General features: G+C 74.4%; 26 protein-coding genes. 14 read left to right on the forward strand and 12 right to left on the reverse strand.

Annotated elements, in window-relative coordinates; translation table 11 throughout:
• Nucleotides 1–5: 5 nt before the first annotated feature.
• From KPF22_RS14525 to mptB, 3 genes are read right to left on the reverse strand one after another with little or no spacing between them, the layout of a single operon-like run.
• The gene (locus KPF22_RS14525; RefSeq protein ID WP_073574729.1) at nucleotides 6–785 is read right to left on the reverse strand and encodes an ABC transporter permease; all 780 of its coding nucleotides are present in this window, start codon (nucleotides 783–785) and stop codon (nucleotides 6–8) included.
• Nucleotides 782–1,693, reverse strand: a complete 912-nt coding sequence (locus tag KPF22_RS14530) for an ABC transporter ATP-binding protein (RefSeq protein WP_208824391.1) — start codon at nucleotides 1,691–1,693, stop codon at nucleotides 782–784. Before KPF22_RS14530 ends, KPF22_RS14525 begins: the two co-directional genes overlap by 4 nt.
• Nucleotides 1,690–3,348, reverse strand: coding sequence for a polyprenol phosphomannose-dependent alpha 1,6 mannosyltransferase MptB (gene mptB, locus KPF22_RS14535; protein WP_224402332.1), 1,659 nt, complete (start codon nucleotides 3,346–3,348; stop codon nucleotides 1,690–1,692). The genes KPF22_RS14530 and mptB overlap by 4 nt, the downstream gene beginning before the upstream one ends.
• Before the next feature lie 201 nt (nucleotides 3,349–3,549).
• Between mptB and KPF22_RS14540 the strand changes: the two genes are divergently transcribed.
• Genes KPF22_RS14540 through KPF22_RS14570 form a run of 7 tightly spaced genes read left to right on the forward strand, consistent with a single transcriptional unit; the run spans nucleotide 3,550 to nucleotide 10,001 of the window.
• Nucleotides 3,550–4,371, forward strand: a complete 822-nt coding sequence (locus tag KPF22_RS14540) for a transcriptional regulator (RefSeq protein ID WP_224402435.1) — start codon at nucleotides 3,550–3,552, stop codon at nucleotides 4,369–4,371.
• Entirely contained in the window at nucleotides 4,355–5,791 is a 1,437-nt protein-coding gene (gene sufB / locus KPF22_RS14545) for a Fe-S cluster assembly protein SufB (RefSeq protein WP_062395386.1), read from the forward strand. Before KPF22_RS14540 ends, sufB begins: the two co-directional genes overlap by 17 nt.
• On the forward strand, nucleotides 5,788–6,978 hold the full coding sequence (gene sufD / locus KPF22_RS14550) for a Fe-S cluster assembly protein SufD (RefSeq protein ID WP_224402333.1): 1,191 nt from the start codon (nucleotides 5,788–5,790) through the stop codon (nucleotides 6,976–6,978). Before sufB ends, sufD begins: the two co-directional genes overlap by 4 nt.
• A gap of 54 nt (nucleotides 6,979–7,032) precedes the next feature.
• A complete protein-coding gene (gene sufC / locus KPF22_RS14555) occupies nucleotides 7,033–7,818 on the forward strand; it encodes a Fe-S cluster assembly ATPase SufC (protein ID WP_208824395.1) in 786 nt (261 codons plus the stop codon).
• Nucleotides 7,819–7,820: 2 nt separating this feature from the next.
• A complete protein-coding gene (locus KPF22_RS14560; protein ID WP_062395382.1) occupies nucleotides 7,821–9,125 on the forward strand; it encodes a cysteine desulfurase in 1,305 nt (434 codons plus the stop codon).
• Between the two features lies 1 nt (nucleotide 9,126).
• Nucleotides 9,127–9,591: a Fe-S cluster assembly sulfur transfer protein SufU gene (gene sufU, locus KPF22_RS14565; protein WP_062395379.1), complete on the forward strand. Its 465-nt coding sequence runs from the start codon at nucleotides 9,127–9,129 to the stop codon at nucleotides 9,589–9,591.
• Complete coding sequence (locus KPF22_RS14570; protein WP_020624271.1) at nucleotides 9,588–10,001, forward strand: metal-sulfur cluster assembly factor; 414 nt, start codon at nucleotides 9,588–9,590, stop codon at nucleotides 9,999–10,001. Before sufU ends, KPF22_RS14570 begins: the two co-directional genes overlap by 4 nt.
• Nucleotides 10,002–10,061: 60 nt before the next feature.
• Here the strand turns inward: KPF22_RS14570 and KPF22_RS14575 are convergent, their stop codons facing one another.
• From KPF22_RS14575 to KPF22_RS14595, 5 genes are all read right to left on the reverse strand, one after another.
• Nucleotides 10,062–10,889, reverse strand: a complete 828-nt coding sequence (locus KPF22_RS14575; protein WP_224402334.1) for an arylamine N-acetyltransferase — start codon at nucleotides 10,887–10,889, stop codon at nucleotides 10,062–10,064.
• A 42-nt stretch (nucleotides 10,890–10,931) separates the two neighbouring features.
• Nucleotides 10,932–11,972: an adenylate/guanylate cyclase domain-containing protein gene (locus tag KPF22_RS14580; RefSeq protein ID WP_208824399.1), complete on the reverse strand. Its 1,041-nt coding sequence runs from the start codon at nucleotides 11,970–11,972 to the stop codon at nucleotides 10,932–10,934.
• Between the two features lie 4 nt (nucleotides 11,973–11,976).
• Complete coding sequence (locus KPF22_RS14585; protein WP_208824401.1) at nucleotides 11,977–12,426, reverse strand: universal stress protein; 450 nt, start codon at nucleotides 12,424–12,426, stop codon at nucleotides 11,977–11,979.
• A 109-nt stretch (nucleotides 12,427–12,535) separates the two neighbouring features.
• Nucleotides 12,536–13,783, reverse strand: coding sequence for a lycopene cyclase family protein (locus KPF22_RS14590; protein ID WP_224402335.1), 1,248 nt, complete (start codon nucleotides 13,781–13,783; stop codon nucleotides 12,536–12,538).
• Between the two features lie 56 nt (nucleotides 13,784–13,839).
• A complete protein-coding gene (locus tag KPF22_RS14595) occupies nucleotides 13,840–14,631 on the reverse strand; it encodes an SDR family oxidoreductase (protein ID WP_208824405.1) in 792 nt (263 codons plus the stop codon).
• 152 nt (nucleotides 14,632–14,783) lie between these two features.
• Here KPF22_RS14595 and KPF22_RS14600 point away from each other — a divergent pair, with 152 nt between their 5' ends.
• The 3 genes from KPF22_RS14600 to KPF22_RS14610 all read left to right on the forward strand — a co-directional run bounded on the left by KPF22_RS14600 (nucleotide 14,784) and on the right by KPF22_RS14610 (nucleotide 18,978).
• Nucleotides 14,784–16,406 carry an ABC-F family ATP-binding cassette domain-containing protein gene (locus KPF22_RS14600; protein WP_062395368.1) on the forward strand — a complete coding sequence of 541 codons (1,623 nt, stop codon included), beginning with the start codon at nucleotides 14,784–14,786 and terminating at the stop codon, nucleotides 16,404–16,406.
• 304 nt (nucleotides 16,407–16,710) lie between these two features.
• Nucleotides 16,711–16,920 (forward strand): helix-turn-helix domain-containing protein, encoded by a 210-nt coding sequence (locus tag KPF22_RS14605; RefSeq protein WP_208824407.1) that lies wholly within the window; start codon nucleotides 16,711–16,713, stop codon nucleotides 16,918–16,920.
• Nucleotides 16,921–17,085: 165 nt separating this feature from the next.
• Nucleotides 17,086–18,978, forward strand: coding sequence for an ABC transporter ATP-binding protein (locus KPF22_RS14610; RefSeq protein ID WP_208824409.1), 1,893 nt, complete (start codon nucleotides 17,086–17,088; stop codon nucleotides 18,976–18,978).
• 21 nt (nucleotides 18,979–18,999) lie between these two features.
• Here the strand turns inward: KPF22_RS14610 and KPF22_RS14615 are convergent, their stop codons facing one another.
• From KPF22_RS14615 to KPF22_RS14625, 3 genes are read right to left on the reverse strand one after another with little or no spacing between them, the layout of a single operon-like run.
• Nucleotides 19,000–19,626 carry a DAK2 domain-containing protein gene (locus KPF22_RS14615; RefSeq protein ID WP_224402336.1) on the reverse strand — a complete coding sequence of 209 codons (627 nt, stop codon included), beginning with the start codon at nucleotides 19,624–19,626 and terminating at the stop codon, nucleotides 19,000–19,002.
• Nucleotides 19,623–20,627, reverse strand: a complete 1,005-nt coding sequence (locus KPF22_RS14620) for a dihydroxyacetone kinase subunit DhaK (RefSeq protein ID WP_224402337.1) — start codon at nucleotides 20,625–20,627, stop codon at nucleotides 19,623–19,625. Before KPF22_RS14620 ends, KPF22_RS14615 begins: the two co-directional genes overlap by 4 nt.
• Before the next feature lie 27 nt (nucleotides 20,628–20,654).
• Nucleotides 20,655–21,227: a TetR/AcrR family transcriptional regulator gene (locus tag KPF22_RS14625; protein WP_062395362.1), complete on the reverse strand. Its 573-nt coding sequence runs from the start codon at nucleotides 21,225–21,227 to the stop codon at nucleotides 20,655–20,657.
• A gap of 124 nt (nucleotides 21,228–21,351) precedes the next feature.
• Here KPF22_RS14625 and egtA point away from each other — a divergent pair, with 124 nt between their 5' ends.
• The 4 genes from egtA to egtD are packed head-to-tail and all read left to right on the forward strand — an operon-like array spanning nucleotide 21,352 to nucleotide 25,865.
• Nucleotides 21,352–22,779 carry an ergothioneine biosynthesis glutamate--cysteine ligase EgtA gene (gene egtA / locus KPF22_RS14630; protein WP_224402338.1) on the forward strand — a complete coding sequence of 476 codons (1,428 nt, stop codon included), beginning with the start codon at nucleotides 21,352–21,354 and terminating at the stop codon, nucleotides 22,777–22,779.
• Nucleotides 22,776–24,137: an ergothioneine biosynthesis protein EgtB gene (gene egtB / locus KPF22_RS14635; protein WP_224402339.1), complete on the forward strand. Its 1,362-nt coding sequence runs from the start codon at nucleotides 22,776–22,778 to the stop codon at nucleotides 24,135–24,137. The genes egtA and egtB overlap by 4 nt, the downstream gene beginning before the upstream one ends.
• Nucleotides 24,130–24,879 (forward strand): ergothioneine biosynthesis protein EgtC, encoded by a 750-nt coding sequence (gene egtC, locus KPF22_RS14640; protein WP_224402340.1) that lies wholly within the window; start codon nucleotides 24,130–24,132, stop codon nucleotides 24,877–24,879. Before egtB ends, egtC begins: the two co-directional genes overlap by 8 nt.
• Entirely contained in the window at nucleotides 24,876–25,865 is a 990-nt protein-coding gene (egtD, locus tag KPF22_RS14645) for an L-histidine N(alpha)-methyltransferase (RefSeq protein WP_208824423.1), read from the forward strand. Before egtC ends, egtD begins: the two co-directional genes overlap by 4 nt.
• On the opposite strand, the gene KPF22_RS14650 is transcribed toward egtD, so the two are convergent.
• Nucleotides 25,852–26,664 carry a helix-turn-helix transcriptional regulator gene (locus tag KPF22_RS14650; RefSeq protein ID WP_224402341.1) on the reverse strand — a complete coding sequence of 271 codons (813 nt, stop codon included), beginning with the start codon at nucleotides 26,662–26,664 and terminating at the stop codon, nucleotides 25,852–25,854. The genes egtD and KPF22_RS14650 overlap by 14 nt on opposite strands.
• Nucleotides 26,665–26,698: the final 34 nt, after the last annotated feature.

Here is a 26,698-nt window from a genome sequence, read left to right on the forward strand (position 1 = left end):
GGGGCTCAGGTCCAGCGCACCAGCCGCGACGCCGCCACCCCGGCGACGACCGCCCAGCCGGTCAGCACCAGCAGCGGCCCGGCCGCGGGGAACTCACCCGCGCCGAGCGCCGAGCGCAGCGCCTCGGCCAGCGCGCCCGAGGGCAGCCACGGCGCGAGCGCCGCCAGCGGCCCCGGCAGGTCCGCGACCGGCACGACGATCCCACCGGCCAGGAGCAGCGCGAACCACACCAGGTTGGCGACGGCGAGCACGATCTCCGCGCGCAGCGTCCCGCCCAGCAGGATGCCCAGCGCCCCGAACGCGGCCGCGCCCAGCAGCACCGCCAGCGCGGCGCCGTCGAGCCGGGCACCGGCCGGGGACCACCCCAGCAGCGCCGCCAGCACGCCGAGCAGCACCACCTGGATCACGACGACGGCGGCGACCGCGGCCAGCCGCCCGCACACCAGCAGCCAGCGGGGCAGCGCCGTCGCGGCCAGCCTGCGCAGCGCGCCGTAGCGGCGGTCGAAGCCCAGCGCGATGGCCTGGCTGGTGAACGCCGAGCTCATCACGGCCAGCGCCAGCATGGAGGCGAACAGCCACGCCACCCGCGGCTCCGGGGCGGGCACCGCCGGGACGAGCGTGAGCCCGGCGAGCAGGGCCGCCGGGATGAGCAGGGTCAGCAGCACCTGCTCGGCGTTGCGCAGCGCGAGCCGGGTCTCCAGCCCACCCTGGGCCCGCAGCATGGTCAGCGCGTTGCCGCGGCCGGGGGCGGGGGTGAACAGGCCCTCGGGGAAGGGGGTCGTCACGAGCGCAGCTCCCGTCCGGTGAGGTCGAGGAAGACGTCCTCCAGGCTGCGGCGCACGACCTGGACGTCGTCGGCGAGCACCCCCTGGTCGGCGCACCACGAGGTGATGGCGGCGAGTGCGCCCGGGTCGATCCGGCCGCGGACCCGGTAGCGGCCGGGGGCGGTCTCGCAGCTGGCGTAGCCGGCGGGCAGCCGGGCGTCGAGACCGGCGACGTCCATCCCGGGCCGGGCCCGGAACCGCAGCTCGGTCTGGTCGCCCGCGGTGAGCTGGGCGGGCGAGCCGTGTGCGACGACCCGGCCGTGGTCGATGATCACGACGTCGTCGGCGAGCTGCTCGGCCTCGTCCATCAGGTGGGTGGTCAGCAGCACCCCGACGCCGTCGCGGCGCAGCGCCCGGACCAGGTCCCACACCAGGTGGCGGGCCTGCGGGTCCAGACCGGCGGTCGGCTCGTCGAGGAACACCAGCTCCGGGCGCCCCACGACGGCGCAGGCCAGCGCCAGGCGCTGCTGCTCCCCGCCGGACAGCCGCTTGTACGGGGTGCCCGCCCGCGGGCGCAGGCCGAGCACGTCGAGGAGCATGTCGACGTCGAGCGGGTGCGCGGCGCAGTCGGCGACCAGGTGCAGCATCTCCCCGGTCCGCACGGCCGGGTAGGCGCCGCCGCCCTGCGGCATGACGCCCACCCTGGGGCGGACGGCCTCGTCGGCCGGGTCGTGACCGAGGACCCGCACCCGTCCGGCCGAGGGTGCCCGGAACCCGGTGCACACCTCGACGGTCGAGGACTTGCCGGCGCCGTTCGGGCCGAGCAGGGCCAGCACCTCGCCGCGGGCGAGGTCGAGGTCGATCCCGTCGACGGCGGTCGTGGCCCCGTAGCGCACGACGAGGCCGCGGATCTCCAGGGCGGCGCTCACCGGGCGGGCTCCGGGTCCGACGGCGCGCGGGTGGCGCCGGGGGCCCTGGTGTCACCGGCGTCGCCGGTGTCGCCGCCGGGGGAGCGGATCAGCCGGGCGACCACGTACAGCGCGAGGGTGTACATGGCGGCGCCCGCGGTGATGGCCAGCGGCAGCTGGAACCCGCGGAAGAAGAAGTCGGCGCCGGTGGGCGGCACGGCCAGCGCGAGCACCACCGACAGCAGCAGCAGGCCGCGGCGGTAGAACGGCATCGCCCGGGTCACGACCAGCGGCAGCAGCGCCCAGAACAGGTACCAGGGGTGCACGACCGGGCCGAGCAGCACGACGGCGCCGAGCCCGAGGCCCGTGCCGGTGACCGGGTCGACCTTCCCGCGCAGGCAGCCGAGCAGCAGCACGACCACGATCACCGCGATCGGCAGCACGAACAGGCTGCGCATCAGGCCCATCGTGGTCTCGGTGTGGTCGCCGAGCCCGGCGAGCCGGCCGACCTGCCCGGCGAGCAGCCCCAGGTTGGTGCTGATCGACATGGGCGAGATGAGCACGCTGGGTGCGGACAGCCCGCGCACCCAGTTGAAGCCCAGCCCGGTGGCCAGGCTGAAGAAGGTGAGCACGGCCGCGGCGATCGCGGACAGCCAGGCCGTCATCACGGCCCAGTCGAGGAGCCTGCCGCCGCGCCTGCGGACCAGGTACACGCCGACGAAGCCGAGCGCGAGCAGCGCCGGGAGCTTCACCGAGGCCGCGGCGACGACCAGCGCGGCACCGCCGGTGATCCGCCACCACGGCTGGACCGTGTCGTCGCGCCCGAGCATCACCCAGAGCCCGAGCAGCAGCAGCGGCAGCATGATCGACTCGTTGTGGATGCCGCTGACCATGTGGAACAGCACCAGCGGGTTCGCCGCGCCGAGCCACAGGACCAGGCCGGCGTCGAGGTCGAACCGGGAGGCCAGCCGGGGCAGCACCCACACCATCAGCGCGACGCCGAGCAGCGCGAGCAGCCGGTGCTCGAGGATGCCGAGCACCACGTTCTCCCCGGACAGCGCGGTGATCCCGCGGCCGAGGCCGAGGAACAGCGGGCCGTAGGGCGCCGGGGTGTCGCGCCAGACCGTGGGGATCCCGCGGACCAGCGGGTCGTCGATGCCGAGCGCCTGCGCCGGACCGATCGAGTACGGGTCGATCCCGCGGGCGAGCGTCGCACTCTGGGCGAGGTAGCTGTAGATGTCCTTGGAGAACATCGGCGGCGCCAGCGCCAGCGGCACCCCCCACAGGATGGCGGTGCGGCCGAGCTCGCGGCGCTCGGGCGCGGGGTGGTGCGCTCCGCGGGTGGTGAGCATCCGGGCGATCCACAGCCAGGCCGTGACCACCATGAGCAGGCCCGCGTAGGTGACGGCGATCGCGAGGGTGACGTTGCGCGAGGGCAGCCCGATCACGCGCAGCCCGTTGAGCGGGTTCGGCACCGGGAACGCCCCGGAACCCAGCGCGCTGATCCCCATCAGCAGGGCGCCGGTCAGGCCGAGGACCCGCGCGATCCGGGCCTGCTCACGCAGGCCGCGCCGGGCCCGGTGGCCGGTCGACGGTGGTGTGGCGGGGGGATCGGACGGCGCCGCACGCGTCGGGGGGTCGTCGCGCCCGGGCGGGGCGACCTCGGGCGTCACCATGGGAGAAGAGGTTAGTGGTGCGGCCACGGGGGGTCCGGTACCGGCCCTCACCTGCGGGTGGAGTGAGCCCGGTCACCACGGCGGGGGGTCTGTTTTGCCGTGCCGGGCCATATACGCAACACTGATGTTGTGAAAACGGACCGGACAGCGCCGCGGCGCCTCGACGACCCTGCCTGCGGGCACGGCGTCGGCGGCGACGCCGTGGTGCCCGCCGGGTCCGGGACGGGTACCCGCGCCCTCGTGGCGCGGGTGCTCATGGAGCAGGGTCCGGTCACGGCCGCCGTCGTGGCGGCCGAGCTGGAGCTCACCGAGGCCGCCGTGCGCCGGCACCTCGACGCGCTGATCGCCGACGGCGAGGCGGAGGTCCGGGCCCCGGCCCGGTCCGCCCGTCCGCGCGGCCGGGGCCGTCCGGCCCGGGAGTACCTGCTCACCGACACGGGCCGGGTCCGGTTCGGGCACGGGTACGACGACCTGGCCACCCAGGCACTGCGCTTCCTCGCCGAGACGGCGGGGGAGGAGGCGGTCGACGCCTTCGCCCGGCACCGGGTGCGCGAGCTGCTCGGGTCCGACCTCGACGCGGTGACCGCCCCGGCGGAGCCCGCGGAACGGGTCGAAGCGCTGGCCCGGGTGCTCAGCGCCCGTGGCTACGCTGCGCAGGCCCGCCACGGCGGCTTCGGGGTGCAGCTGTGCCAGCACCACTGCCCGGTGGCCCACGTGGCCACCGAGTTCCCGGAACTCTGCGAGGCCGAGACGCGTGCCTTCGCCGAGCTCCTGGGCACGCACGTGCAGCGGCTGGCCACGATCGCCCGCGGCGACGCCGCGTGCACCACACACGTCCCGCTCGAGGATCCCGAACTCCTCGCGCGGGCGAGAGGTAAGAAGCAAGGCCGTTCCGTCACCGTGAGTGGAAGACCCACTGCGCAGGTGCGGCAGGTGCAAGAAGAAGGGGGCCCCGCCGACGGCGGGACCCTCTCCCACCACGGTCCCCGAAAGGGAGGCAGTCCTTATGACGACCACTCCTGATGTGCGCACCGAGCTCACGCAGGAGGAGACGATCGCGGCGCTCGGCCGGTACGACTTCGGCTGGGCCGACTCCGACGAGGCGGGCTCCATCGCGAAGCGTGGCCTGTCCTCCGAGGTCGTCGCCGACATCTCCCGCCTGAAGAGCGAGCCCGAGTGGATGCTGGAGTTCCGGCAGAAGGCGCTCGACATCTTCGGCAAGAAGCCGATGCCGCGCTGGGGCTCCGACCTGTCCGGGATCGACTTCGACAACATCAAGTACTTCGTGCGCTCCTCGGAGAAGCAGGCCGCCACCTGGGACGACCTGCCCGAGGACATCAAGAACACCTACGACAAGCTGGGGATCCCGGAGGCCGAGAAGGCCCGCCTGGTCTCCGGTGTCGCAGCGCAGTACGAGTCCGAGGTCGTCTACCACTCGATCCGCGAGGACCTCGAGCAGCAGGGCGTCATCTTCCTGGACACCGACACCGCGCTGAAGGAGCACCCGGAGCTGTTCCGGGAGTACTTCGGCTCGGTCATCCCGTCCGGTGACAACAAGTTCTCCGCCCTGAACTCCGCGGTCTGGTCCGGTGGCTCGTTCATCTACGTGCCGCCGGGCGTGCACGTCGACATCCCGCTGCAGGCCTACTTCCGGATCAACACCGAGAACATGGGCCAGTTCGAGCGGACGCTGATCATCGTCGACGAGGGTGCCTACGTGCACTACGTCGAGGGCTGCACCGCGCCGATCTACAAGACCGACTCGCTGCACTCGGCCGTCGTCGAGATCGTGGTCAAGAAGGGCGGCCGCTGCCGCTACACCACGATCCAGAACTGGTCGAACAACGTCTACAACCTGGTCACCAAGCGCGCCAAGGCCGAGGAGGGCGCGACCATGGAGTGGGTCGACGGCAACCTCGGCTCCAAGGTGACCATGAAGTACCCGGCCGTGTGGCTGATGGGCGAGCACGCCAAGGGCGAGGTCCTCTCGATCGCGTTCGCGGGCGAGGGCCAGCACCAGGACGCCGGCGCCAAGATGGTCCACCTCGCGCCCAACACCTCCTCGACGATCGTGTCGAAGTCGGTGGCGCGCGGGGGCGGACGTACGTCCTACCGCGGCCTGATCCAGGTCAACCCGCGGGCGCGCAACTCCCGCTCGACGGTGAAGTGCGACGCGCTGCTGGTCGACACGATCTCGCGCTCGGACACCTACCCCTACGTCGACATCCGCAACGACGACGTGTCGATGGGGCACGAGGCCACCGTCTCCAAGGTCTCGGACGACCAGCTCTTCTACCTGATGAGCCGCGGTCTGACCGAGGACGAGGCCATGGCCATGGTCGTGCGCGGGTTCGTCGAGCCCATCGCGCGCGAGCTGCCGATGGAGTACGCGCTGGAGCTGAACCGGCTGATCGAGCTGCAGATGGAGGGTTCCGTCGGATGACGACGAGTGACGTTGCCGGCCTCGCGCCCGAGCTGAAGGGCGCCAAGGAGGGGCAGGGCGAGGTCCCGATCGCCTCGGCCGGCGAGCGCTTCCAGTCCTTCGACGTGGAGGCGTTCGAGGTACCCGGTGGCCGCGAGGAGAACTGGCGGTTCACCCCGCTGCGCCGGCTCAAGGGCCTGCACGACGGCAGTGCCGCGTTCGAGGGCACCGCGCCGGTCTCGGTCACCGAGGCCGCCGGGGTGACCGTCGAGAAGGTCGGCCGCGACGACGCCCGGATCGGCGAGGGCGGTGTCCCGTTCGACCGGGTCGCCGCCGCGGCCTGGTCCGGGTTCGGCGAGGCCACCCTGGTCACCCTGGACGGGGAGAAGCTCGACCCGGTGACCGTCACCGTGGACGGCCCCGGTGAGGGCGTCACGGCGGCCGGCCACCTGCACATCCGCACCACCCCGCACACGCAGGCCACGGTCGTCGTGGTGCACCGGGGGTCGGGCGTGCTGGCCGACAACACCGAGGTCGTCCTGGGGGACGGCTCGCAGCTCACGCTGGTCGTGACCGAGGAGTGGGCCGACGACGCCGTGCACGTGGGCGCCGAGCACTACTCGATCGGGCGCGACGCCACCCTGCGGGCCACCACGGTCCAGCTGGGCGGCGACCTGGTCCGGGTCTCCTCGACCGTGCGCTACGCCGGCCCCGGCGGCGACGCCGAGCTCGTCGGGCTCGGCTTCACCGACGCCGGCCAGCACCTCGAGCAGCGGCTGCTGGTGGACCACGCGGTGCCGAACTGCAAGTCCAACGTGCTCTACAAGAACGCGCTGCAGAGCCTGACGAAGGACTCCTCGCACGTGGTGTGGATCGGCGACGTGCTGATCCGGGCCGCCGCCGAGAACACCGAGACCTTCGAGTTCAACCGGAACCTGGTGCTCACCGAGCACTGCCGCGCCGACTCCGTGCCCAACCTGGAGATCGAGACCGGCGAGATCGTGAGCGCGGGCCACGCCAGCGCCACCGGCCGGTTCGACGACGAGCAGCTGTTCTACCTGCGCAGCCGCGGCATCCCCGAGGACCAGGCGCGTCGCCTGGTCGTCCGCGGGTTCTTCGGCGAGGTCCTGAACAAGATCACGCTGCCGGAGCTCAAGGAGCGCCTCGAGGCGGCCGTCGAGGCCGAGCTCGCGCTCACCGGCGTCTGAGCGCAGCTCGGCACCGATTCCGCACACTTCCCGAATACGGAGCGACCACCACCGATGTCCACTCTGGAGATCAAGGACCTGCACGCCTCGGTCGAGACCGAGGACGGCCCCAAGGAGATCCTGCGCGGTGTGAACCTCACCGTCCGCGCGGGCGAGACGCACGCGATCATGGGGCCGAACGGCTCCGGCAAGTCCACGCTGGCCTACGCCATCGCCGGGCACCCGAAGTACACCGTCACCGGTGGCGAGGTGCTGCTGGACGGCGAGAACGTCCTGGAGATGTCGGTCGACGAGCGGGCGCGGGCCGGGCTGTTCCTGGCCATGCAGTACCCGGTCGAGGTCCCGGGCGTGTCGATGGCGAACTTCCTGCGCTCGGCGGCCACCGCCACCCGCGGCGAGGCGCCGAAGCTGCGGACCTGGGTCAAGGAGGTCAAGGAGGCCATGGCCGGCCTCGACATCTCCCCGGAGTTCGCCGACCGCTCGGTCAACGAGGGCTTCTCCGGCGGTGAGAAGAAGCGCCACGAGGTGCTCCAGCTCGAGCTGCTGAACCCGAAGTTCGCCGTGCTCGACGAGACCGACTCCGGCCTCGACGTCGACGCCCTGCGCGTCGTGTCCGAGGGCGTGAACCGGTACCGGTCGGGCGGCGAGACCGGCGTCCTGCTGATCACGCACTACACGCGGATCCTGAACCACATCAAGCCGGACCGCGTGCACGTGTTCTCCGGCGGCCGTGTCGTCGAGTCCGGCGGCCCCGAGCTGGCCGACGAGCTGGAGAAGAACGGCTACGTCCGGTTCACCCAGGCCGACAAGGCGGCGGCGGACCAGAAGGCACTGGCCTGACCATGACCCTCACCCACGGAACCGGGACCACGGCCGGCCTCGACGCCGACGCCGTGGCCCGGATCCGGGCGGACTTCCCGATCCTCGCGCGCACCGTGCGCGAGGAGAAGCCGCTGGTCTACCTCGACTCCGGTGCGACCTCCCAGCGGCCGCGCCAGGTGCTCGACGCCGAGCGCACGTTCCTGGAGCGGCACAACGCGGCCGTCCACCGGGGCGCGCACCAGCTCGCCGAGGAGGCCACCGACGCCTACGAGTCCGCCCGGGCACGCATCGCGGCGTTCGTCGGTGCGAACGACGACGAGGTCGTGTTCGTCAAGAACGCGACCGAGGGCATCAACCTGGTCGCCTACGGTCTGGGCAACGCCTCGGTCCGGACCGGGCTCGACGCCGCCTCCGAACGGTTCGCGCTCGGCCCCGGTGACGAGGTCGTCGTCACCGAGCTGGAGCACCACGCGAACCTCATCCCGTGGCAGGAGCTGTGCCGGCGGACCGGTGCGACCCTGCGCTGGTACTCCGTCACCGACGACGGCCGGATCGACCTCGACTCGCTCGAGCTCACCGACCGGACGCGGGTCGTGGCGTTCACCCACCAGTCGAATGTCACCGGCGCCGTCGCGCCGGTCGCGCAGCTGGTGGAGCGGGCCGCCGCGGTCGGCGCGCTGACCGTGCTCGACGCCTGCCAGTCGGTGCCGCACATGCCGGTCGACCTGCACCGGCTCGGGGTGGACTTCGCGGTCTTCTCCGGGCACAAGATGCTCGGGCCCTCCGGGGTCGGCGTCCTCTACGGCCGCCGGGAGCTCCTCGAGGCGCTCCCGCCGTTCCTCACCGGTGGTTCGATGATCGAGACCGTCCGGATGGAGGGCGCGACCTGGGCGCCGCCGCCGCAGAAGTTCGAGGCCGGGGTGCCGATGACGTCGCAGGCCGTCGGCCTCGGCGCCGCGGTCGACTACCTCGGGGCGATCGGGATGGACACCGTCGCCGCGCACGAGGCGTCGCTGACCGCGGCCGCGCTCGAGCAGCTGTCCGCGATCGACGGGCTGCGCATCGTCGGCCCGCCCGGGGCGGAGCTGCGCGGGGGAGCGGTGTCGTTCGTCGTGGACGGCATCCACGCCCACGACCTGTCCCAGGTGCTCGACGACGCCGGTGTCGCCATCCGCGTGGGTCACCACTGCGCCTGGCCGCTGCACCGGCGCTTCGGCATCGTGGCCAGCGCCCGGGCGTCGTTCGCGGTGTACAACACCCTGGACGAGGTCACCGCGCTGGCCGACGGGGTGCGCGCCGCCCAGACGTTCTTCGGGACGGTGTGACGTGCAGCTCCAGCAGATGTACCAGGAGATCATCCTGGACCACTACCGCGACCCGCACGGTGCCGGTCTGCGCGAGCCCTACGACGCCGAGACCCACCACGTGAACCCCACCTGCGGGGACGAGGTCACGCTGCGGGTCAAGGTCGACGGGGACGTGGTCACCGATGTGTCCTACGAGACGCTGGGCTGTTCGATCAGCCAGGCGTCGGTGTCCGTGCTGCACGACCTCGTCGCCGGGAAGCCGGTCGGCGAGGCGTGGAAGATCATGGCGTCGTTCCAGGAGATGGCCCAGGGACGCGGCAGGGTCGAGCCCGACGAGGACGTCATCGGCGACGGCGTGGCCTTCGCCGGCGTCGCCAAGTACCCGGCGCGGGTCAAGTGTGCTCTCCTGGGCTGGATGGCATTCAAGGACGCGGTGAGCCGCACCGACGCCCGCATCGAGAACTCCGAGGGGAGTCCGGCATGAGCGAGACCACCGAACAGAGCACCTCCGAGGACGTGGTGCGCGGCGCGGCGGGCATGCCCGAGCCGCCCGCCCGGGCCGACGCCGGTGACGGCGCGACCCTCGAGGCCCTGGAGGAGGCGATGAAGGACGTCGTCGACCCCGAGCTGGGCATCAACGTCGTCGACCTCGGCCTCGTCTACGGCATCGACCGGGACGGCGGGACCGCCGTCATCGACATGACGCTGACCTCGGCGGCCTGCCCGCTGACCGACGTGATCGAGGAGCAGACCCGCTCCGCGCTCACCGCCGGTCCCGACGGCGGCCTCGTCGACGACGTCCGGATCAACTGGGTCTGGATGCCGCCGTGGGGCCCCGAGAAGATCACCGAGGACGGCCGCGAGCAGCTGCGGGCCCTCGGCTTCCGGGTCTGACGACCCCGCACCGCCCCCGACGGGCCGGATCCCCACCAGGGGGTCCGGCCCGTCATCGTCTCACGGGAAGTAGACCTCCCGCAGCCGGTCCTCCAGCCCCGCGACGGCGCCGGTGTCGACACCGAGGTGCTCCTCCAGTGCGTCCTGGACCCGGGCGGGGGAGGTGAGGTCGTGCCGCGCCACGTCGCCGTCGGCGGTGCGCACGGTGAGCCGGGTCCCGTCGAGGGTGGTCCGGTGCTCCGGGGTGGTGCGCGCGGCGACGAGCCCGGTCCGGAAGTGCGACGCCGGGTGGTGGGTCAGGTACCAGGAGCCCATCGCGAAGTCGACGTCCGGGGCGGGGACCAGGTCGAAGACGTACTGGTCGGCCCAGTCACCGCTGCCGCGCCGCTGCAGGACCCAGGCACCGTGGTCGTCGCGGGCGTAGCGGTAGGTCGCCTGCGGGGTCGGCTGCTCCAGCCCGGCGACGAGCCGCAGGGCGGTGGTCGGCACCGTCGAGCCGAACCCGGCGTCGACGGTGAAGCGGCCCTCCGTGGTGTCGACGAGGGTGAGCCGGTGGGTGCGCGACGTCGGCGGGTCCGCCGGGGCCAGCCCGAGGCGGACCCGGCCGACGAGCGGGGTGACCTGGTATCCCACCGCGCCCAGCACGTCGTACAGCAGGCGGTTGTGCTCGAAGCACCAGCCGCCGCGCCGGCCGTGGACCAGCTTCGCCGCGACGCCGTCGGAGGTGGTCGGCGGCTCGACGCCGGTGAACGGGTCGAGGTTCTCGAACGGGATGGTCGCGTTGTGCGCGGTCACGACCCGGTCGAGCAGCGCCCGGTCCGGTGTCGCCCGGTCGACCCCGAGGAGGTCGAGGTACGCGGCGGCTGAGGTGGTCACCGTGCTCGTCATGGTGCCCGAGGCTGTCACCTCGACCCGGGTTCAGGTCAAGGATCAGCGTTCGCGGGCGCCGCGCAGCGCCCACGCCCGCAGGTGGGAGTAGCCGCGGGTGTGCAGTGTCGCGATCCGCCGCAGGTCGAAGCGCGGGTCGTCGCGCAGCGACTCGAACATCTCCTTGTCGACCAGCACCGTGTCCGGGCGGGCCTCGGAGGTGAGCCGGGCCGCGACGTTGACGACCTCGCCGTAGACGTCGCCGTAGCGGGCCAGCACCATGCCGTGGGCGAGGCCGATCCGCAGCTGCGGAAGCGCCGGCTCGGTCCGGACCCGGTCGCGGAGGCCGAGCGCGATGGCGGCGGCGTCGGCGGGGTGCTCGGTGACGTAGAGGACCTCGTCGCCGACGGTCTTGATCACCCGGCCCCGGCCGTTCGCGATGACCTCGGTCGTCACCGAGCCGAACCGCTCGATCATCTCGCCGAGCTCGTCCATCGAACGGCGGCGGGTGGTGCGGGTGAAGCCGACCATGTCGGCGAATCCGACCGACAGCGGCCAGGTGTCGGCCGCGATGTCCGCGGCGTCCATCCGCTGCGCCCCCGCGACCCAGCGCGACGCGGTCGCCGCGAGGTGGCGGCGCCACACGTAGGACTGCAGCGACTCCAGCTCGGGCAGCACGTCGGCGGCGAGCCGGGCCGCGTCGCGCGGGGTCAGCTCGCCGATGTGTGCGGCGGCGACCTGGGCGAGCATGCCGATCTGCCACTCGGCCAGCCGCGACAGCGACTGCGCGACCGCGCGGGCGACGGCCTCGCGGGCGTTCTTGTCGGGCAGCCAGTCCCGGGTGAGACGGGCGACGGTGCTGGCCGCCTCCAGGTCGGCGCGGGTGTAGACGCGGTCCTCCGGGTCGGAGTCCGCGAACCCCAGCGCCCGCCAGAGCCGCCCCGACTCCTCCGGGTCGAGCCCCGCGGCCTCCACCAGCTCGTCGCGGGTGAACTCGCGGGGCGCGCCCAGGATGAACTCGTCCAGCGCCCCGTCGTCGATCTCGCTCCAGTCGATCGAGGCGGGGTCGGGCAGCGGACGGGGCGGTCCGGGCTCGGACGTCACGCGATCACGTGGTGTGCACGACGAGCACGTCCACGCCGGCACGGCGGGTCGCGTCGGCGGGCACCGAGCCGAGCAGCCGCCCGGAGAAGGTGTTCAGACCGCGGTTGCCGATCACGAGCAGATCGGCGCTGTGCTCCTTGACCGCCTTGCGGAGCACGTCGACCGGTGCGCCGTCCTCGGCGAAGGTCGAGACGTCCTTCGCACCGCCGGCGGCGGCCCGGTCGGCGGCTTCGCGCAGCGCCTCCTCGGCGGGGGTCCAGCCGGTGACGAGGAAGGCCTCGTCCTTCAGCGCGTCCTCCGCGGCCGAGGTGTCCTCCCGGCTGGCCGGGGTGTAGGCGGAGACGATGACCAGCTTCGCGCCGCTGTCCGCGGCCACCCCGGCCGCGCGCTCGACGGCCGCGAACGACGTCGACGAGCCGTCGGTGCCGACGACGATGGTCTTGTATGCGGACACAGGTGCCTCCCGGGGGAACGGTCGCGCGTCGCCGGTCCTGCGGCCGGCGTCACCGCGTGCGACGACGTTACTACGTGGTATCCGATCAACTTGTCCCGACTCCCTCCCGTCATCGCCCTTTCGAGTGAAATGCGGCGGCCGATCGCAGCATGTGCGCTCGTACGGGTGGCGGAGCGGCCCGGAACACACCGGCCATCCCGGCGAGGGTGCCGGTCAGGTCGTCGCGGCCGGTGAGGAACGCGCGGCCGCTGCGGCCGGCGAAGAACGCGTCGAAGAAGTCCGGCACCAGCCGCGGCGGCATCTCCAGCACGGTGCGCAGCCCGTGGCGGCGCAGGCGGTGCACCGCGCGGGCCGACCGGGGCCAGAGCAGCCGGCGGGCCGCCGTCGTCGCGGCGGCGGGGTCGTGCGGCAGGTGCCGGGCCAGCTCGGCGGCCAGCCGCGGGGCCAGCCCGAGCGCGGGGGCGACGCTGAACCCGGTCGCGGGGTGCACCAGCGGGGTCGCCGCCCCGAACCCGACGGGGTGCCGTGGGCCGCGCGGGGTGTCGACCGGGAAGCGGACGCGCTCGACGGGGGCGGTGTCGGGCACGGCGACGCCCGCCCCGGCGAGCCGGGCCGCGAGCCGGTCGCGCAGCTCGGGCAGCCCCAGCCCCGGCCGTCGCGCCAGGGAGGTCTCCTCCAGCAGGACGGTGCCGTCGCCGTAGGGGACGGCGTAGAGGAACGTCGGCCAGTCCGTCCACCCCGGGCGGTGCGGGCCGGGGGAGCGCCAGTCCATGAAGACGGCCTCGCCGGGCCCCACCACCGGCGCGGCCACCCGCTCGTCGACGACGACGCCCCAGGCGGTCTGCTCGGTCCCGCCCGCCGGGCCGGGGCGCAGCCGCGACGGTGCCCCGGTGGCGTCGACGACCAGGGCCGCGTCGACGACCCGTGCCGCGTCGTCCCGCGGGGCCCCGCCGTCACCGGGGCCGCCGCTCGCGCCCCGGCGGCCCGGAGGGTGCAGCCGCACCCGGTACCGGTGCCCGTCGGACCGGACGTCGTCGGCGGCGGCGCGTCCGGGCAGCACCGTGACCCCGGCGAGCCGGGCGTCGAGGTGGGCGCGCAGCCCGGCGGTGTCGAGCACCGCGTACGGGCCCAGCGCGCGGGTGCCACCGCCGGGCAGCACGGCCACCGCCTCCGGCCGGGTCGCGACCATCGCCGCGGGCAGGTGCGGGGGGAGCTCCTCGGGCCACGCGCAGTAGGTGGCCGTCCACGCCCGCTCCGGGGCGGGGTCGGCGAGCGTGGTGCGCAGCCCGGCCTCCGCGCACGCCGCCGCGAGCGCCCGCCCGGCCGGACCACCGCCGAGGACCAGCACGTCGGCCACCGTCGTTCCGGGGGCACCCGACCGGCTCGACGACGCCGTCCCGCTCCTCGTCCCCGTCATCGCGGGCCCGGCCGGTGCCGGCCGGCGGACAGGCTGCCGCCGTCGATCCGCAGGGTGGCCCCGGTGACCCAGGACGCGGCGTCGGAGACGAGGAACGCCACCGCCTCGGCGACGTCCGCGGGCTCGCCGAGGCGCCCCAGCGGGTAGCCCGCGACGACGGACGCCTCGTCGTGGGCGTAGAGCGCCTCGGCGAACCTCGTCCGCACCACGGCGGGGGCGACGGCGTTGACCCGGACGCCGGGGCCGAGCTGGCCGGCCAGCTCCTCGGTCAGGGTGAGCAGTGCCGCCTTCGACGCGCCGTAGGCCCCGATGACGCCGGTGGGCCGCAGCGCCGCGACCGAGGCGACGTTGACGACGGCGCCGCCGTGCGCGCCCATCCACACCCGGTGCGCCTGCTGGACGAACCCGAGCGCGGCGACCACGTTGACGTCGAGGATCCTGCGGACGGCGTCGAGGTCGGCCTCGACCAGCGGCCCGTGCTGGGGGTTGATCCCGGCGTTGTTGACCAGCACGTCCAGCGAGCCGAACGCGGCCACCGTCGCCTCCGCCGCGGCGGCCCGGTGCGCCGCGTCCCCGACGTTGCCGGCGACGGCGAGCACCCGGCCGGTGCCGACCCCCGCGCCCGCCGCGAGCTCCGCCGCCGCCGCGTCGAGCTCCGGGGCGCGCCGGCCGGTGATCGTCACCGACGCGCCGCGCGCCAGCAGCGCGGCGGCGACGCCGTACCCGATGCCCCGCGAGGCGCCGGTGACCAGTGCCGCCCGACCGGCCAGGGAGGTGAGATCGGTCATGGGGCCCGACCCTACGTGGGGAATCCGGTGGACCCGGCCGGTACTGTGGACGCGTGATCCTGATCGAGTAGACCGGCGCACCCGGGCACCGCCGTGCCCGCACCCCGGTCCTCTCAGCGTCACTCCTCGTCCTCCGTCTGGAGCTCCTCCACGTGATCACCACGACCGACCTCGAACTGCGCGCCGGATCCCGCATCCTGCTCTCCGGTGCCACCCTGCGGGTGCAGCCCGGCGACCGGATCGGTCTGGTCGGGCGCAACGGCGCCGGCAAGACCACCTCGATGCGGGTGCTGGCCGGCGAGGGCGAGCCGTACTCCGGGCAGCGGAGCGCGAACTCCCCGGTCGGCTACCTGCCGCAGGACCCGCGCGAGGGCGACCTGTCGGTCACGGCGAAGGACCGGGTGCTCTCGGCCCGCGGCCTGGACGTGCTGCTGGCGAAGATGGAGAAGGCGCAGACGGCGATGGCCGAGCTGGCCGACCCGGCCGCGAACGACAAGGCGGTGCGCGAGTACGGGCGGCTCGAGGAGCGGTTCTCCGCCCTCGGCGGCTACGCCGCGGAGTCCGAGGCCGCGCGGATCTGCACCCACCTGGGGCTGCCCGAGCGGGTGCTGGCCCAGCCGATGCGCACGCTCTCGGGCGGTCAGCGCCGACGCGTGGAGCTGGCCCGGATCCTGTTCGCCGCCTCCGACGGCGGGTCGCAGTCGGCGACCACGCTGCTGCTCGACGAGCCCACCAACCACCTCGACGCCGACTCGATCACCTGGCTGCGCGGGTTCCTGCAGCAGCACGAGGGCGGTCTGGTCGTCATCAGTCACGACACCGACCTGCTGGCCGCGGTGGTGAACAAGGTCTGGTTCCTCGACGCGACCCGCGGCGAGGCCGACCAGTACAACATGGACTGGAAGCGGTACCTGGAGGCGCGCTCCACCGACGAGAAGCGTCGTCGCCGCGAGCGGGCCAACGCCGAGAAGAAGGCGTCCGCGCTGCACGTCCAGGCCGCCAAGATGGGCGCGAAGGCCACCAAGGCCGTCGCCGCCAAGAACATGGCCCGCCGGGCCGACGCCCTGCTCGCCGGACTCGACGACGAGCGTCAGGCCGACCGCGTCGCGCACATCCGTTTCCCGACCCCGGCGCCCTGCGGGCGCACCCCGCTCACCGCGGAGAACCTGTCCAAGGCCTACGGGTCGCTGGAGGTGTTCACCGGGGTGGACCTCGCGGTGGACCGCGGGTCGAAGGTCGTGGTGCTGGGCTTCAACGGCGCCGGCAAGACCACGCTGCTGCGGATCCTGGCCGGCACCGAGGAGTCCGACTCCGGCGGGGTCGTGCCCGGCCACGGGCTGCGACGGGGCTACTTCGCCCAGGAGCACGACACTCTCGACATGGACGCCTCGGTCTGGGACAACATCCGCCACGCCAGCCCGGACGCCGCCGAGCAGCAGCTGCGGACCCTGCTCGGGTCGTTCATGTTCTCCGGGGAGCAGCTCCAGCAGCCCGCCGGGACGCTGTCCGGCGGTGAGCGGACCCGGCTCGCCCTGGCCGGTCTGGTGTCCTCGGCGGCGAACGTGCTGCTGCTCGACGAGCCGACGAACAACCTGGACCCGGCCAGCCGCGAGCAGGTGCTCGACGCGCTGCGCCGCTTCGAGGGTGCCGTCGTGCTCGTCACCCACGACCCGGGTGCGGTCGAGGCGCTGGAGCCGGACCGGGTGATCGTCCTGCCCGACGGCACCGAGGACCACTGGTCGGCCGACTACCTGGAACTCGTCCAGCTCGCGTGACCGGTCACCGCACGCGGCGGTGATCACCCGACCGGACCACCAGAGATCATCGGACGTGTCCGGGCCGTCCCGGGTGCGGGTGCCGCGATCGTGCACGACTCCTTCCGACGGGGTGATCCACTGCGCTGCCCGACGGATGACGATTCCGAACGGCACCCGCGGTGCTGCGCCGTTCGGGGTAACCGTTCGCCGATCGCGTTTTCCGCGTTCTGGTCATAAATCGTCAACTGGATCATCATGACCTGATCGTCGCGCCAGATGCGGCGGTCCGCGGGGGCATCCGCGGAGGGGATGAGGAGGGCCGATGGCCGAGCTGAAGAAGGGCGCCCGGATCACCGGGACGCAGCGGGGCAAACTCGCTGCCGACCTGAGGAAGAAGTACGAGAAGGGCGCCAGCATCCGTTCGCTGGCCGAGCAGACCGGGCGGTCGTACGGCTTCGTCCACCGGGTCCTGTCCGAGACGGGTGTGACGCTGCGCGGGCGCGGCGGCGCCACCCGTACCAAGAAGAAGTAGTCCTCTCGTCGGCGCCGCCGACCGGGTCGAGCAGCGAGCCCGGGGCGGCGTCGTCGTGCGTCCGGTGTGTGTCGTGGGGCGCCCCGCGCGGGACCACCGCGCCCGCCCGCCGAACGCGCCGTAACGTGAACCCTCGCCGTCCACCACCGGCGAAGGGGAACACCGTTGGATCGCCCGCTCACCCTGATGCGCGGGGTCATCCGGGGGGCGGACTCGACGTCCATCCGCCGTGGCTCCATCGCGCGGGGCACCTGGCCCCGGATCTGGGGCTTCGTCCGGCCCTACCGCCGCTGGCTGCTGTCCTACCTGGCCCTGACCACCGTCACGGCCGTGATCGGCGTCGCGACGCCGGTGCTGGCCGGGCGCGTGGTCAACACGATCGTCGCCGCGAACGAGCTGCCCGACGCCGCCCGCGTCGTGATGGTGATCGCCGGGGCGATCGCCGGGATGGCCGTCCTGGAGGCGGTGGTCGGGCTCGCCGGCCGCTGGTTCTCCGCGCGGCTCGGCGAGGGACTCATCGAGGACCTGCGGGTGGCGGTGTTCCGCCACGTCCAGTCGATGCCGCTGGCGTTCTTCTCCCGCACCCGGACCGGGGCGCTGGTCAGCAGGCTCAACAACGACGTGATCGGCGCCCAGACCGCCATCACCGGCACCCTGTCCACGGTGCTGTCCAACAGCATCCAGCTCGTGCTGGCCATCGCGGTCATGATCGGTCTGGCCTGGCAGGTCACCGTGCTGGCGATGCTGCTGCTGCCGGTGTTCGTGCTCCCGGCCCGGCGGATGGGGACCTGGCTCGCCGAGCTGCGCCGCGAGGCCGCCGAGCTCAACGCCACCATGGGCAACCAGATGACCGAGCGCTTCTCCGCGCCGGGCGCCACCCTGGTGAAGCTGTTCGGCGACCCCGACTCCGAGGCCGCCGTCTTCCGTGGCCAGGTGTCCCGGGTGCGCGACATCGGTGTCCGGTCGGCGATGGTGTCGCGGTTGTTCGTCACCGCGCTGCAGCTGGTGTCGGCACTGGCCCAGGCGATGATCTACGGCCTCGGCGGCTACCTCGCGGTGACCGGGGCGATCCCGGCGGGCACCGTCGTCGCGCTCGGGCTGCTGCTGACCCGGCTCTACACCCCGATGACGGCGCTGGCCAACGCCCGCGTCGACGTGATGACCGCGCTGGTCGCCTTCGAGCGGGTCTTCGAGGTGCTCGACCTGCGCCCGATGCTGACCGAGCGGCCCGACCCCGCCGCGCTGCCCGACGGCCCCGTCGACGTCGCCCTGCGCGGGGTCCGGTTCACCTACCCCAGCGCCACCGACGTCTCCCTGGCCTCGCTGGAGGAGGTCGCGGTGCTCGACCAGCGGGTCAACACCGAGGTGCTGCACGGCGTCGACCTGCACGTCCACGGCGGCGGGCTGCTGGCCCTGGTCGGGTCGTCCGGGGCAGGGAAGTCCACGCTCGCCTCGCTGGTCCCCCGTCTCTACGACGTCGACGCCGGCTCGGTCGAGCTGTCCGGGGTGGACGTGCGGGACCTGTCGTTCGCCACTCTGCGCGGCGCCGTCGGGATGGTCACCCAGGACGGCCACCTGTTCCACGACACCATCGCCGGCAACCTGCGCTACGCCTCGCCCGACGCCACCGACGACGAGATGGTCGACGCACTGCGCCGCGCCCGGCTCGGCGACCTGCTCGACACGCTGCCCGACGGCCTCGACACGGTGGTGGGGGAGCGCGGCTACCGTCTGTCCGGCGGTGAGCGCCAGCGCCTGACGATCGCCCGGCTGCTGCTGGCCCGCCCGCGGGTGGTGATCCTCGACGAGGCCACCGCGCACCTCGACTCCGAGTCCGAGGCCGCGGTGCAGGAGGCACTGGCCGAGGCGCTGGTCGGGCGGACCGCGATCGTCATCGCGCACCGGCTGTCCACCGTGCGGGCGGCCGACCGGATCGCGGTGCTGGAGGGCGGGCAGGTCGTCGAGTCCGGCACCCACGACGAGCTGCTGGCCGCCGACGGCCGCTACGCCACGCTCTACCGGACCCAGTTCCTCCCGGCGGCGACGACCGCGGGCTGAGCCACGCCGGCGGGCCGGCGCTCAGGCCCGGCCCGCCAGCGGGTCCGCCACCTCGGCACCGGGCTCGGCCACCGCGGCGACGGCGGCGAACAGCAGCGCGACGCCGACCGCGCCGGGGTCCGGCGCGCCCTTCGCGCGGTCGCCGACGTAGGACGCGCGGCCGTGCCGGGCCGCGAGCTCCGCGGTCCGCTCGGCGCCGTCGAGGGCCGCGGCCGCCGCGGCGGCGTACCCCGAACGGTCGAGCGCGGTCACGGCCGGGGCCAGCGCGTCGACCATCGTCCGGTCGCCCACCTCGGCCTCGCCGACCCGCTGGATCGCGGTCAGCCCGGCCCGGGCGCCCGCGGCGAACGCGGCCGCGTCGGCCGAGCCGTAGGACATCGCGCGGGCGATCTCGGAGAACAGCAGGCCCAGCAGCGGGCCGCTGGTGCCGCCGACCTCGTCGAGGAAGACCTCGCCGAGCGCGCCGAACCCGCGCTGCGGTCCGCGCCCGGCCGACTCGACGGCCAGCCGGACCCCGGCGCGCAGGTTGTCGCCGTAGTCGCCGTCGCCGGAGTGCTGGTCGAGATCGGTGAGCACGCCGTGGCCGTCCTCGACGGCCCGGGCGAAGCGGGCCAGCACGGCGTCCTGGTCGAGGGGGTGGCCGGTCATGAGGTCTCCGTCCGGGGGAAGGCGGCCGTCTGCGCCGGCGCGGCCCACAGGGCCGTCCACTCCGGGCGCATCCGGGTCAGGGTGAGCGAGAACCCGGCCATGTCCAGGGCGGGCACGAACGTGCCGACGAGCAGGCCCACCCGCTCCAGCCCGCGCGCCTCCAGCCCGGCGGCGGCCAGCTCGGCGAGCACGTAGAGCTCCAGCAGTGCCGTGCCCCCCATGCCGTTGACGACCAGGACGACCTGGTCGGGGCCGTCGGGCAGGCCCGCGACGACCTCGTCGAGCATCCGGTCGACGAGCTCCTCGGTGGGCGGCCGGTCGACCGAGCGCCGGGCCCGCTCGCCGTGGATGCCGACGCCGTAGTCGAGCTGCCCGTCGAGGGCGAACGCGGGCTCCCCGGTGCGCATCGAGGTCTGCGCGCGGGAGGCGACGGCGAGGCTGCGCGAGGCGGCGGCGACGTCCGCACCGACCGTCGCGAGCTCGGCCAGCCCGGCGCCGGTGTCCGCGGCGGCGCCGAGGATCTTCTCGACGACGACGGTCGCCGCGGTCCCGCGCCGCCCGGTCGCAGTGTCGAGCCCGTCGGTGGCCAGGTCGTCGTCGACGAGGACGCGGGCGACGTCGACGCCCTCCATCCGCAGCCGCTCCGCGGCGATGCCGAAGTTGATCCGGTCGCCGGTGTAGTTCTTGACGATGTGGATCACCCCGTCCGGGCCCGCCGCGGCCCGGGACGCGTACAGCACGGCCTTGTTGTGCGGGGAGGTGAACACCGGCCCGGGGGCGACGGCGTCGAGCATCCCGCGGCCGAGGAACCCGGCGTGCAGCGGCTCGTGGCCGGAGCCCCCGCCGGAGACCAGCCCGACCCGTCTGCCGGGTGCCCGGTGGCGCGCGAGGAGGTGGATCGGGTCCTCGTGCAGCGCGACGAGGTCGGCGTGGGCCCGGGCGAACCCGCGGACGGCGGCCGGGACGGGGTCGTCGCCCGCCGGGTGGAAGGGGAACGGCATGGCGCCGATCATGCTGGCCGTCGGCGCTCAGCGCATCAACGGCGCGCGGACGGCGTTCTCCACGAGGTCGAGCACCGGGCCGAGGTCGTCGGCGGGCAGCCCCATCGCCAGGTGGGAGACCAGCCCCTCCAGCACCAGCTCCAGGTACTGGGCGAGCACCGGCACCGGCACGTCGTCGCGCAGCGCGCCGGCCGCGGCCTGGCGTTCCAGCCGGGCCCGGGTCGCGGCGGTCAGGGCGCCGGAGTGCTCCTGCCAGCGGGCCCGGAACTCCGGTTCGGTGCGGAGCCGTCGGGAGACCTCCAGGCGGGTGCCCAGCCAGCTGCGGTCCGAGTCGCCGCGCAGCAGGTCGCGCATGACCTGCACCAGGCCCTGCTCGGCGACGACGTCGGCCATCCGGGTGGCGTCCTGCTCGGCCAGGGCCAGGAACAGCGCCTCCTTGTCGCGGAAGTAGTGGAAGATCGCGCCACGGGACAGCCCGGTGTACTCCTCGAGCCGCCGGACGGTGGCGCCCTCGTAGCCGTGGTCGGCGAAGCAGGTCCGGGCACCGGTGAGGATCTGCTGCCGCCGTGCGGCGAGCTGGTCGGTGCTGACGCGGGGCATGCCCCCCAGTATTCCGTACGCTTGTCCTGTATGTGGGGACGGTCGTGTCGCCGGTCACCGGCGGTGCCTGCGACCATGATTTCATCGCGTGCGGGTGTCACACGGCGGGGGTAGCGTCGACGTGGTGACCCTGGACGACCAGAGCACCGACGGTGTGCTCCGCAGCGTGGGGGAGGCCGAGGCCTACGTGGCCTCGGTCTGCTTCAAACACGGCCCCCCGACCCTGGCCGGTGTCGAGATCGAATGGATGCTCCACCGACCCGGTCGACCAGCCGACCCGGTCGACCTCGACGCCGTGCGTGCCGCTCTCGGCCCGCACTGCCCGGCCTCCCTGGACCCCGCCTCGCACGCGGCCCCGCTCCCCGCGGGCGGCACCGTGACCGTCGAGCCGGGCGGCCAGATCGAGATCTCCAGCGCTCCCGCTGACTCGCTCGAGGCCCTCCTCGGCGCCCTCGGCGCCGACTCGGCCCACCTCCACGGTCTGCTCGCCGAGCACGGCCTGCGCCCGCACGACCGCGCCGCCGACCCGGTCCGGCCCGCCCGGCGGCTGCTGGACCTGCCGCGCTACGCGGCCATGGAGTGCGTGTTCGACGGCGTCGGCCCGCACGGACGCAGCGGGATGTGCTCCACGGCCGCGGTCCAGGTCAGCCTGGACGCCGGCCCGGCCGCCGGGATCGCCGACCGCTGGGCGGTCCTGCACGAGCTGGGCCCGGTGCTGCTCGCAGCGTTCGCGAACTCGCCGGTGCAGCACGGCCGCCGGACCGGCTGGAAGTCCTCCCGGCAGGCGTGCTGGCTCAGCCTCGACCCCGCGCGGACCGCGCCGCCGCCCACCGCGACGCCCGGGACCGACCCGGCCGCCGCCTGGGCCCGCCGGGTGGTCACCACCCCGCTGCTGTGCGTGCGCGGCACCGGGACCTGGTCGGTGCCGGCCGGGGTCACCTTCGCCGACTGGGTGTCCGGCCGCGCCCGCGCCGGGGTCCTCGACCGGCCCCCGACACTGGCCGACCTCGACTACCACGTCTCGACCCTCTTCCCGCCGGTCCGCCCGCACGGCCACCTCGAGGTGCGCTACGTCGACGGTCAGGCCGGCGACGACTGGGCGCTGCCCACCGCGGTGCTGCTGGCGCTCACCTCCTCCGGTGCGGTCGTCGACCGGGCCCGGGAGCTGTGCGAGCCGGTCCGCGACGAGTGGGTCGCCGCCGCCCGCCACGGGCTGGACCACCCGGGTCTGGCCGCGGCGGCCGCCGGCCTGTTCCCGCTGGCCTGCGACGTGCTGGCCGCCGCGGACCATCCGCTGACCACCGCGCCGGGCCCGGTGCCGGCCCGGCTGCGCGAGGTCACCGAGCGGCGCGTGCTGCAGGGGCGCTGCCCCGCCGATGACACCGACCCCGCCGAGCAGGGTGTGGGCCCGACCGCCGATCCGTTCCCGCCGGGGCTCCATCTGGGTTCCGCCCTGCCCGGCGCGCCCGCCGCACGAGAGGTGACCGGTCGAGAACCCGGCCGGTCCGCCGTCGACACCGCCGACCAGGCTGCCCAGGAGGACGTGGCATGACCGCCGATCCCGCCGTTCCCGCCGGACCGCTGACCGGCCCCGCGACCCCGGGGGAGAGCCCGGAGGCGATGCGTACCCGCGTCGCCGCCCTGCTGGGCCGCTCCCGCGACCGCAGCACCGCGCTCACCGCCCTCGACGACGGCGAGCTGGCCGCCCAGCACTCGCCGCTGATGTCGCCGCTGGTCTGGGACCTCGCGCACATCGGGTCGATGGAGGAGCTGTGGCTCGTCCGCGACGTGGGCGGCCGCGAGCCGCTGCGCCCGGAGATCGACGGCCTCTACGACGCGTTCCAGCACTCCCGTTCCTCGCGGGTCGAGCTGCCGCTGCTCACCCCGGCCGAGGCCCGCGGCTACGTCGCCGAGGTGCGGGACAAGGCGCTCGACGCGCTGCACCGCAGCCCGCTGCGCGGTCGCCCGTTGGAGGCCGAGGGCTTCGCGTTCGGGATGATCGTGCAGCACGAGCAGCAGCACGACGAGACCATGCTCGCCACCCACCAGCTGCGCTCCGGGGGGCCGGTGCTCGACGCCGCCCCGCCGCTCCGCCCGGCCGGTGCGGTCGACCCGGCCGCGGAGGTGCTCGTCCCGGCGGGCCCGTTCGAGATGGGGACCTCGGCCGAGCCGTGGGCGCTGGACAACGAGCGGCCCGCGCACGTCGTGGACCTGCCCGCGTTCCGGATCGACGTGCACCCGGTGACCAACGGCGCGTTCGCGGCGTTCGTCGACGCGGGCGGCTACGACGACCCGCGGCTGTGGACCGACGCCGGGTGGGCGCACCGCACCGAGGAGGGACTGGTCGCGCCGCGGTTCTGGTCCCGCGACAGCGACGGCACCTGGTGGCGGCGCCGGTTCGGCGTCGTCGAGCGGGTGCCCGACGACGAGCCCGTCGTGCACGTGTCCTTCCACGAGGCGCAGGCCTACGCCCGCTGGGCCGGCAAGCGCCTGCCCACCGAGGCGGAGTGGGAGAAGGCCGCCCGCCACGACCCGGCGACCGGCCGCTCGCGGCGCTTCCCCTGGGGCGACGACGAGCCGCGCGCCGAGCACGCCAACCTCGGACAGCGCCACCTCCAGCCCGCCCCGATCGGCTCCTACCCGGCGGGGGCGTCCGCGTTCGGCGTGCAGCAGATGGTCGGCGACGTCTGGGAGTGGTGCGACTCCGGCTGGCACCCCTACCCGGGGTTCAGCGTGTTCCCGTACCCCGAGTACTCCGAGGTGTTCTTCGGCGGGGACTACGCGGTGCTGCGCGGCGGGTCGTTCGGCACCGACCCGGCGGCGATCCGGGCGACGTTCCGCAACTGGGACCACCCGATCCGCCGGCAGATCTTCGCCGGTTTCCGGCTGGTCCGCGACGCCGGTGTGTAGGCACCTCGCGTACCTGGGGGAGCCGGCCACGCTGGCGTCGCTGGTCCTGGAGCCGGAGCACGGGCTGCTCGCGCAGTCCTACGCCCCGGCCGACATGCGCGGCGGCGGCACGATCAACGCCGACGGTCACGGCACCGGCTGGTACCCGCCCGGCAGCACGACGCCGGTGCGCGTCCGGTCGGCGTCGCCGCTGTGGGCCGACACCTCCTACGCCGCGCTGGCCGGGGCGACGACGTCGGGCGCCGTGCTCGCCGCCGTCCGCTCGGCGACGGTCGGGATGCCGGTGACGGCGACCGCCGCCGCCCCCTTCACCGACGGGCGGTGGCTGTTCAGCCACAACGGCGTCGTCCGCGGCTGGCCGGACTCCCTCGCGGCCGCCGCGGCGGCGCTGCCCGTCACCGACCTGATGACCCTCGACGCCCCCACCGACGCCGCGCTGCTGTGGGCGGTGGTCCGGCGCGGTCTCGCCGACGGCGCCGACCCCGCCGACCTGCTGGCCCGGGTCTGCGCCGACACCGAGCGGAGCGCACCCGGCTCGCGGCTGAACCTGCTGCTGACCGACGGCACGACGATCTGGGCCACGGCCTGGCGGCACGCACTCGCCGTCCGGGCCGGACCGGCGGGCGTCACCGTCGCCTCCGAACCCACCCATGCGTTCCCCGACTGGACACAGGTGCCCGACCGGCACCTGGTGGTGGCCCGACCGGGCCATCACGAGAGTCATGACCTAGGAGCTCCGTGAGCACTCCCGGCGCCATCCAGCTGGACGTCCACCTCTCCGACACCGATGCCGGCACCGCGCTGCGGTCCGACGTGGCGCGCGGGCTCGCCGCGTCGCCGAAGGAGCTGCCGCCGAAGTGGTTCTACGACGCCCGGGGGTCCGAGCTGTTCGAGCGGATCACCGAGCTGCCCGAGTACTACCCGTTCCGCACCGAGCGGGCGCTGCTCACCGACTCCGTGGACGACATCGCCCGGTCCTCGGGTGCCGACACCGTCGTCGAGCTGGGGTCCGGGTCGTCGACCAAGACCCGGCTGCTGCTCGACGCGTTCGCCCGCGCCGGGACGCTGCGCCGCTACGTGCCCCAGGACGTCAGCGAGTCCGCCCTGCGCGGCGCCATCGACGAGCTGCACCGCGACTACCCGGAGCTGGAGCTGCACGGCGTGGTCGGCGACTTCACCCGCGACCTGGACCGGCTGCCCGGCGCCGAGCCCGGCGGGAAGCGGATGATCGCCTTCCTCGGCGGGACCATCGGCAACCTGATGCCCGGCCCGCGCCACGACTTCCTCCGCCACGTCCGCTCGGTGCTCCGGCCGGGTGAGCAGCTCCTGCTCGGCACCGGCCTGGCCACCGACCCGGCCGTGATGGTCCCCGCCTACGACGACGCCGCCGGGGTCACCGCGGAGTTCAACCGCAACGTGCTGCACGTGCTCAACCGCGAGCTCGACGCCACCTTCGACGTCGAGGCGTTCGACCACGTCGCCGTCTGGGACGCGGAGAACTCCTGGATCGAGATGCGGCTGCGCGCCACCCGCGACATGCGGGTCCGGATCGCCGACCTCGACCTCGACGTCGCGTTCGCCGCGGGGGAGGAGCTCGCCACCGAGATCTCGGCGAAGTTCACCCCCGCGACGGTCGACGCGTTCGCCGCCGCCGCCGGGTTCGCCACGACGCGGCGCTGGGTCGACCCCGACGCGCGGTTCGCGCTGACGCTGCTCACCGCCGCCTGAGGTCCGGCGGTGCTGCGCCGGCCGGGCGCAGCACCGCCGAGGGCGTGGTCCCGGTCTCCCGGCGGAACGCCGCGACGAACGCCGAGGGCGTCGCGTAGCCGACGTGCCGGGCGACCGCGCCGACCGGGCGGCCCGCGGCCAGCTGCTCCAGCGCGACCCGCATCCGCAGCAGCGTCCGCCACCGGCCCGGGCCCACTCCGGTCTCGGCGCGGAACAGCCGGGACAGGGTGCGTTCCCCCGCCCCGACGGACCGGCCCCAGGCGGCGGTGTCGCGGTCGTCGGCGGGGTCGTCGAGCAGGTCCAGGGCGACCCGGCGGGCCCGCGGGTCGGTGGGCAGGACGAGGCGGACCGCCGCGCCGGGCCCGCCGGCGTCGCGGGCCGGGCGGAGCCGGTCGAACAGCACCGCCTCGGCCCGGGCCCGCTCGGGCGTCGCGGGTCCGGGTCCGGCCAGGTGTTCCAGCAGGGCGGCGACCAGCGGCTCGACCGCGAGCACGCACGGCGTGGGCCAGTCGATCGGGCAGCGGCCGGGCCACAGGTAGATCCCGCGCATCGCCGCGGTCTCGGTGGCGGCCGTGATGTGCGGAACCCCGGCCGGCAGCCACAGCGCCCGTCCGGGGCCGAGGACCCAGCTGGTGTCGGCGACGGTGACCCGCAGGACCCCGGCCGCCGCCCAGGCGAGCTGGTGGGCCGGGTGGGTGTGCTCGGCGAACGCGTGCCCGCGGTCGAGCGGGATGCGGGAGACCAGCACCGCGGCGCCCGGCACGTCGGGGACGTGCGCGGGCAGGCCGGAACGCGACACGATGCGGCAGCCTAACGGCTCCCGGCCACCGTGG

The sequence above is a fragment of the Pseudonocardia sp. ICBG1034 genome (assembly GCF_020131375.1).
Taxonomy (GTDB): Bacteria; Actinomycetota; Actinomycetes; order Mycobacteriales; family Pseudonocardiaceae; genus Pseudonocardia; species Pseudonocardia alni.

Bases quoted from the DNA above. Each gene is read 5' to 3' on its own strand.
- KPF22_RS14595 (WP_208824405.1), bottom strand. From the start codon at position 14,631: ATGACCGATCTCACCTCCCTGGCCGGTCGGGCGGCACTGGTCACCGGC.
- KPF22_RS14560 (WP_062395382.1), top strand. From the start codon at position 7,821: ATGACCCTCACCCACGGAACCGGGACCACGGCCGGCCTCGACGCCGAC.
- KPF22_RS14575 (WP_224402334.1), bottom strand. From the start codon at position 10,889: ATGACGAGCACGGTGACCACCTCAGCCGCCGCGTACCTCGACCTCCTC.
- egtB (WP_224402339.1), top strand. From the start codon at position 22,776: ATGACCGCCGATCCCGCCGTTCCCGCCGGACCGCTGACCGGCCCCGCG.
- KPF22_RS14625 (WP_062395362.1), bottom strand. From the start codon at position 21,227: ATGCCCCGCGTCAGCACCGACCAGCTCGCCGCACGGCGGCAGCAGATC.
- sufC (WP_208824395.1), top strand. From the start codon at position 7,033: ATGTCCACTCTGGAGATCAAGGACCTGCACGCCTCGGTCGAGACCGAG.
- KPF22_RS14620 (WP_224402337.1), bottom strand. From the start codon at position 20,627: ATGCCGTTCCCCTTCCACCCGGCGGGCGACGACCCCGTCCCGGCCGCC.
- KPF22_RS14615 (WP_224402336.1), bottom strand. From the start codon at position 19,626: ATGACCGGCCACCCCCTCGACCAGGACGCCGTGCTGGCCCGCTTCGCC.
- sufD (WP_224402333.1), top strand. From the start codon at position 5,788: ATGACGACGAGTGACGTTGCCGGCCTCGCGCCCGAGCTGAAGGGCGCC.
- mptB (WP_224402332.1), bottom strand. From the start codon at position 3,348: ATGGTGACGCCCGAGGTCGCCCCGCCCGGGCGCGACGACCCCCCGACG.
- sufB (WP_062395386.1), top strand. From the start codon at position 4,355: ATGACGACCACTCCTGATGTGCGCACCGAGCTCACGCAGGAGGAGACG.
- KPF22_RS14570 (WP_020624271.1), top strand. From the start codon at position 9,588: ATGAGCGAGACCACCGAACAGAGCACCTCCGAGGACGTGGTGCGCGGC.
- KPF22_RS14605 (WP_208824407.1), top strand. From the start codon at position 16,711: ATGGCCGAGCTGAAGAAGGGCGCCCGGATCACCGGGACGCAGCGGGGC.